This is a genomic window from Lyngbya sp. CCY1209 (assembly GCF_035615495.1).
GTDB lineage: Bacteria > Cyanobacteriota > Cyanobacteriia > Cyanobacteriales > Microcoleaceae > Limnospira.
Genome location: NZ_JAJENU010000033.1, coordinates 1 through 257, shown reverse-complemented (window position 1 = coordinate 257; position 257 = coordinate 1). Strand labels below are relative to the sequence as shown.

Below are 257 nucleotides of genomic sequence, written 5' to 3'. Positions count from 1 at the left end.
CCGATGATTTTGTAGTCATATCACCAAAACTCGAAATCATTGAACAGTGCAAGATTGCTATTTCTGAATGGTTAAAGGCTGTTGGACTCCAACTGAAACCAGAAAAGACAAGAATCTGTCACACACTTCAAGAAATTGAAGTAAACGGAAAAATGGTCTCACCTGGTTTCGACTTTCTAAGGTTCAATATCAGGCAATATCCAAAAGGGAAGCACACATCTGGAAAAAGTGGAGGGAGAGCCAGTAAACTACTTGGC

Annotated in this window: 1 pseudogene; it reads left to right on the top strand. The window is 40.1% G+C overall.

Annotated elements, in window-relative coordinates:
• Window positions 1-257: pseudogene (locus LKE08_RS00155) on the top strand (RNA-dependent DNA polymerase); the annotation flags it as partial.